The sequence below is a fragment of the Arenibaculum sp. genome, assembly GCF_035998295.1.
Lineage (GTDB): Bacteria > Pseudomonadota > Alphaproteobacteria > Azospirillales > Azospirillaceae > DASYHS01.
The window spans coordinates 1-5,383 of sequence record NZ_DASYHS010000231.1 but is presented as its reverse complement, the minus strand read 5'-3'; the positions used below and the strand labels follow the sequence as shown (position 1 = coordinate 5,383).

Here is a 5,383-nt window from a genome sequence, read left to right as displayed (position 1 = left end):
CCGCCCGGCAGGTCTTCCCGCTGGCCGAGAAGGCGAACGACGAGCCGACCGCCGACCTGCTGACCCAGCGCATGCAGATCCACGAGAAGACCGCGTGGATGCTGCGCAGCATGCTCGAATAGCACCGGTACGGCCCCGCGGCTGCGCGGGGCCGACGCTGCGCAAGAAGGAGATCCGACGATGCCGATCAGGCGCAGGCATGGCTGGGAACTGCCCGAATCGGCGGCGACCCCGGAGCACGTCTTCCTCAACCGCCGCAGCCTCCTGAAGGCCGCCGGGTTCGTGGGGCTCGCGTCGATCGCGGGGCCGATGGCAGCGATGGCGCAGGACGCGGGCACAGGCACCGGCACCGCTTCCGCGCCGCGCAATCCCGAGTTCACGCTCGACCGCCCGCTCACCGACGAGCAGCTGGTGACGACCTACAACAATTTCTACGAGTTCGGCTCGCAGAAGAACATCTGGCGCCAGGCCCAGAACCTGAAGGTCAGCCCCTGGACGGTGCGGTTCGACGGGCTGGTCGAGCAGGAGCGCGAGGTCGGCTTCGACGAGCTGCTCAAGGCGATGCCGGTCGAGGAGCGGCTGTACCGTCACCGCTGCGTCGAGGCCTGGGCGATGGCCGTGCCCTGGAGCGGGTTCCCGCTGCGCAGCCTGGTCGAGTTCGCCCGTCCCCTCGGTTCGGCGAAGTACCTGCGCATGGAGACGTTCCTGGACCCGGACCAGGCGCGCGGCCAGCGGCAGTTCTGGTATCCCTGGCCCTATGTCGAGGGCCTGACCATGGCCGAGGCGACCAACGAGCTCGCCTTCATCGCCACCGGCCTCTACGGCAAGCCCATGCCGCCGCAGAACGGGGCGCCTCTGCGTCTCGCCGTCCCGTGGAAATACGGGTTCAAGTCGGTCAAGTCGCTCGCCCGCTTCACGTTCACCGAGGAGCGGCCGGTCAGCTTCTGGGAGACGGTCGGCCCCGGCGAGTACGGGTTCTGGGCCAACGTCAATCCCGACGTCCCCCATCCGCGCTGGAGCCAGGCCCAGGAGCGGATGCTCGGCACCGACGAGATGCTGGCAACCCGGATCTACAACGGCTACGGCGAGTGGGTCGCCGGCCTCTACGCCGGCATGGAGGGCGAGGCGCTGTTCATGTGAGCGTCAAGGGGCCGATCGCGTCCAGTTATGGTTAATACCTCTTTAACTATAACTGCCTAGGGTTCGAATCATCGAACCTAGGAAGTCTGCAGCAGATGGCCCACGACGAACGCTTTCCGCAGCCCGCCGCGCTCAACTCGGCCGACCGCGAGGTCCAGCTCGCGATCATGGTGCCGCCGAACCTGAAGCGGGCGATCCGCCGCCGCGCCGAGTCGGAGGGCGTGACCCTCCGCGGGCTGCTTCTGCGTGCCCTGAAGCAGGCCGGCATCGTCGACGTCGACGAGATGGAGCTGGTCGACCGGCGGGCGGTCGCGGCCCAGCTCCGCTCCCGGCTGTACCGGGATGCTGGCGCCGACTGATGGGTGCGGCGTCGCGCGGGCACGGCCGCTCCGGGCCGGTCTGCGCGGGATGGTGACGAGCCTGCGTGCACGTCTGGCACTTCTGATCGTGCTCGCGGTGTCGCCTTCGATCGCCGCCCATCTCGGCAACGGCGCGATGCTGCGGCAGGATGCCGAGGAGGGCGTGCGCCAGGACGCCATGCGCCTGCTGGCGTCGATCGAGGGCGAGCAGGAGCGGATCGCCGAGGGTATCCATCTCCTGCTAGACGGCCTGGCCGAAACGGACGTCCTGCATGCCGGGGACGCCGCCGGCTGCCAGGCCTATCTTCAGCGCGTCGGGCTGCGCCTGCCCGAGCACCTCTCCATCCTCGCCACCGACCGCCGGGGGCGGGTCCTGTGCTCCAGCGCGACCGGGATGCTCGGGCAGGAGATCGCCGAGCGGGACGATTTCCGCCGGGCCATGCGGGGCGGCGGCCCCGGCCCGGAGCCGGGCTCCGTCAGCCGCTTCGTCCGGAACGAGGACGGGAGTGCTGCGATCGTCTTCGCGAAGCCCTACCAGGACGAGGGGGGCTCGGTCGCGGGGGTGGTGTCGGCGTCGCTCGGCCTGTCCTGGCTCGAGGCCCATTTCGCCGCCATGCCGCTGCCCGAGAACGCGACGGTGACGTTCGCCGACCGCGACGGTACGGTCGTCGCGCGCCTGCCCGCCTCGGAGCAATGGGCGGGGGCGCGGCTGCCGCAGGACTACCTGGAGCTGCTCGGTGCGGCCGACCGCGGCGTGGTCGAGCGGACCGGGCTCGACGGGGTCGATCGCGTGATCGCGTTCTCGCCCATCGCCACCGGCCTGGACGAGGTGTTCGTCGCGGTCGGCATCGACGAGGCGTCGGCATTCTCCGTCATCGACCGCGCGACGCGCCGCGGCCTTCTGCTGACCCTGCTGGACGTTGTGGCGATGCTGGCCGTGGCGTCGCTCGGCGTGAACCATTTCATCCGGCGGCCGGCCTCGCGGCTGATGGCGGCGGCCGGCCGCTGGCGGGACGGCGACTATTCGGCGCGCGCGGACCTGCGCAGCGACGTCGGCGAGATCGCGATGCTGGGATCGGCATTCGACCGCATGGCGGCGGCGCTCGAGGACCGCGAGCGCATCCGCGAGGCCGCGCACGAGGCCGAGAGGCGCATGGCGGCGGTGCTGGCGAGCACGTCCGACGGCGTGATCGAGGTCGACGGCGAATGGCGGATCAGCTTCCTGAACGACCGCGCCCGGCTGTTCTTCGGCGACTGCCGCGCCGCCCCCGGGGCCCTGCTGTGGGAGGCCTTCCCCGAGATGGACGGGACCGCCTTCGAGCGGCGGTACCGCGCCGCGGTGTCGATCCAGCGGCCGACGGAGTTCGAGGCGTTCTCCGGCGCCACCGGCGTCTGGTTCGCCGTCCGCGCCTTTCCCACCCGGGAGGGGCTGGCGATCCACCTCCAGGACATCTCGGCCCGCAAGGCGCAGGAACGCGAGATCCGGCGGGCGGAGGCCCGCCACAGGGCCCATCGTCGACACGGCCGCGGACGCGATGGTGCTGGTCGACCAGTCGGGCCTCATCCGCTCCTGCAACCGGTCGACCGAGCGCATCTTCGGTTCCTCGGCGGGCGCCCTGATCGGCGACCGGATCGACGTGCTGCTGCCCGGCGAGCCGGGCCCGCCTTCGGCGTGCTTCGGGCGGGAAGTCGAAGGCCGCCGCTCGGACGGGTCGGCGGTGCCGCTGGAACTGTCGGTGGCGGACTGGCACGACGGCGAACAGCGGTTCTTCACCTGCATCCTGCGCGACGCGACGCACCGCCGCCAGGCCGAGGAGGCGTTGCGGGCGGCGCGCGACGAGGCGGAAGCCGCCCGGGCCGAGGCGGAACGCGCCAACCTGACCAAGTCCAAGTTCCTCGCGGCCGCGAGCCACGACCTGCGCCAGCCCGTGCAGTCGCTGCTGCTGTTCTCGGCCGGCCTGTCCGAACGGCTCCGGGGGCATCCGGCCGCCGTCCTCGTGGCCAACATGAACGAGGCGCTGGACGCCCTGCGCCAGCTGCTGGACGGTCTGCTCGACATCTCGCGGCTCGATGCCGGCGTCGTCCGGCCCCGGCCGTCCGAGTTCCCGATCGGGCCGCTGATCGAGCGCCTCGGCGCCGAATACGCGCTTCGGGCCCGGGCCAAGGGGCTCGAGCTGAAGCTGGTGGCCTGCGACGCCTGGGTGCGCAGCGACCCGGCCCTGCTCGAGCGCATCCTGCGCAACCTGATCGAGAACGCGTTGCGCTACACGCCGGGCGGGCGCGTCCTGGTCGGCTGCCGGCAGCGCCGGGGCGGCCTGTCGATCCAGGTCGTCGATACCGGCATCGGCATTCCCGAGGGGGAGCTGGAGGCGGTGTTCGACGAGTTCCACCAGGTGAACACGCAGTCTCCCGGCACCCGGGGGCAGGGGCTGGGCCTCGGGCTTGCGACCGTGCGCCGCCTCTGCCGTCTGCTCGGGCATGCGACCGGCGTCCGTTCGGAGCCGGGACGGGGATCCGTCTTCACGGTCGAGGTGCCGCTGGCGCCCCGGCGCGCGCCGGCCCCGGCTCCGGCCCCGGCCCGTGTCGAGGAGCCGCCCCCCGCCCATCGCGGCCTGATCGTGGTGGTCGACGACGAGCAGGCCGTGCTCGACGGCATGTGCATGCTGCTCGAAGGCTGGGGGTACGACGTGCTCGCCGCGCGGTCCTGCGAGGAGGCGGCAGGGCTCGTGCAGGGCGGCGCCGTCCGTCCCGACGCCGTCCTGGCCGACTACCGGCTCCAGGGCGAAGGCTCGGGCGCCGACGTGATCCGCCGGGTGCGCAACCTGTGCGGCGATCAGGTCCCGGGCATCGTCCTGACCGGGGACACGGCGCCGGAGCGGGCGGCCGAGGCGCGGTGCGCCGGCTTCAGCCTGCTGCACAAGCCGGTGGCGCCGAACGACCTGCGCCGCGTCCTGGCGCGCGTCTGCGAGCCTCCGGGGGCGGCGGTCAGACCCTGATGTCGAGCTGCGTCCCGCGGCTGCCGGAAGGCGCGGCGCCGGCCTGGACGGCGTCGCGGGTCTGGACCTCCGTCGCGGCTGCAGGCTGCGGGGTGGCCGCGGGCTGGGGCGTTGCCGCCGGCTTGACCGGCGCCTGCACGGGGGCGGCCGGGGAATAGAGGCTGATCGCGTTCGCCGAGATCATGTCTGTGCATCCTTCTGGTGCAGTTTCCCCGAAGGATTTAGCACGAAGGAGGCAGTTTGGCGAGGCGTGGCCTCGCGCCGCGTCAGTCCCGGATGGTCGGCTGGACCGGCCCCAGCCAGCGCTCGCGGACGTCGTCGGCATCGGCGAGGGTGGTGCCCAACGCGCCTAGGGCGGTGGCGAGGTTGGCGACCAGCGTGGCATTGTCGGGCGCGATGCCGCCGTCGGGGAGGTGGAGGTTGTTCTCGAACCCGGTGCGCACGTCGCCGCCCAGCAGGGCCGCCAGCGTCAGGCACCGCACTTCCGCCGGGCCGAAGGCGCAGGCCATCCAGTCCGGGAAGGGCGACCGGCCGTCCTCGTCGAGGAAGCCGAACAGGTCCCGCGGCTCGGAGCGCTGGCCGGCCGCATAGCGGCCGAGCACGTAGAGCACGGTCCAGCCGCCTTCCGGCAGCAGTCCCGCCCGCGCGAGGCCGGCCAGCCGGTCGCGGTCGGTGCGGTCGTACAGGATCACCTGCGCCGCGATGCGTTCGGACCGCATCCAGGCCATGAAGTCGAGGAACGCCGGCTCCGCGTCCGGGGCGGGCGCCAGCTCGCGCAGCGCCAGCGACACCGCCTCGGGCCTGGCCGCCCGGACCACCGCCATCTGTTCGTCCGGCGCGTAGCGGCCCACGGCCTCGGTCGTGATCTGCACCACCATGCGCCCGCCG

The 5,383-nt window shown here is 72.4% G+C and carries 6 protein-coding genes and 1 pseudogene; 5 read left to right on the top strand and 2 right to left on the bottom strand.

The genetic code is table 11. From position 1 onward, the window contains the following. The 5 genes and pseudogenes from VGO20_RS22230 to VGO20_RS22210 all read left to right on the top strand — a co-directional run. A partial coding sequence (locus VGO20_RS22230) for a ferritin-like domain-containing protein (RefSeq protein ID WP_327504576.1) occupies positions 1–122 on the top strand: 122 nt, incomplete at its 5' end. A 58-nt stretch (positions 123–180) separates the two neighbouring features. Continuing rightward, positions 181–1,140, top strand: coding sequence for a protein-methionine-sulfoxide reductase catalytic subunit MsrP (gene msrP / locus VGO20_RS22225; protein ID WP_327504575.1), 960 nt, complete (start codon positions 181–183; stop codon positions 1,138–1,140). A gap of 95 nt (positions 1,141–1,235) precedes the next feature. Continuing rightward, positions 1,236–1,499, top strand: coding sequence for a hypothetical protein (locus tag VGO20_RS22220; RefSeq protein ID WP_327504574.1), 264 nt, complete (start codon positions 1,236–1,238; stop codon positions 1,497–1,499). After that, positions 1,483–2,904, top strand: a pseudogene (locus VGO20_RS28655) (cache domain-containing protein); the annotation flags it as partial. The gene VGO20_RS22220 and the pseudogene VGO20_RS28655, both read left to right, overlap by 17 nt. A gap of 130 nt (positions 2,905–3,034) precedes the next feature. Then, a complete protein-coding gene (locus VGO20_RS22210; protein WP_327504572.1) occupies positions 3,035–4,495 on the top strand; it encodes a hybrid sensor histidine kinase/response regulator in 1,461 nt (486 codons plus the stop codon). Here the strand turns inward: VGO20_RS22210 and VGO20_RS22205 are convergent. After that, entirely contained in the window at positions 4,485–4,679 is a 195-nt protein-coding gene (locus VGO20_RS22205) for a hypothetical protein (RefSeq protein WP_327504571.1), read from the bottom strand. The two genes, VGO20_RS22210 and VGO20_RS22205, sit on opposite strands and share 11 nt — an antisense overlap. Positions 4,680–4,761: 82 nt before the next feature. Then, on the bottom strand, positions 4,762–5,383 hold a 622-nt coding region (locus VGO20_RS22200; protein ID WP_327504570.1), incomplete at its 5' end, for a 3-keto-5-aminohexanoate cleavage protein.

Bases quoted from the DNA above. Each gene is read 5' to 3' on its own strand.
- VGO20_RS22220 (WP_327504574.1), top strand. From the start codon at position 1,236: ATGGCCCACGACGAACGCTTTCCGCAGCCCGCCGCGCTCAACTCGGCC.
- msrP (WP_327504575.1), top strand. From the start codon at position 181: ATGCCGATCAGGCGCAGGCATGGCTGGGAACTGCCCGAATCGGCGGCG.
- VGO20_RS22205 (WP_327504571.1), bottom strand. From the start codon at position 4,679: ATGATCTCGGCGAACGCGATCAGCCTCTATTCCCCGGCCGCCCCCGTG.
- VGO20_RS22210 (WP_327504572.1), top strand. From the start codon at position 3,035: ATGGTGCTGGTCGACCAGTCGGGCCTCATCCGCTCCTGCAACCGGTCG.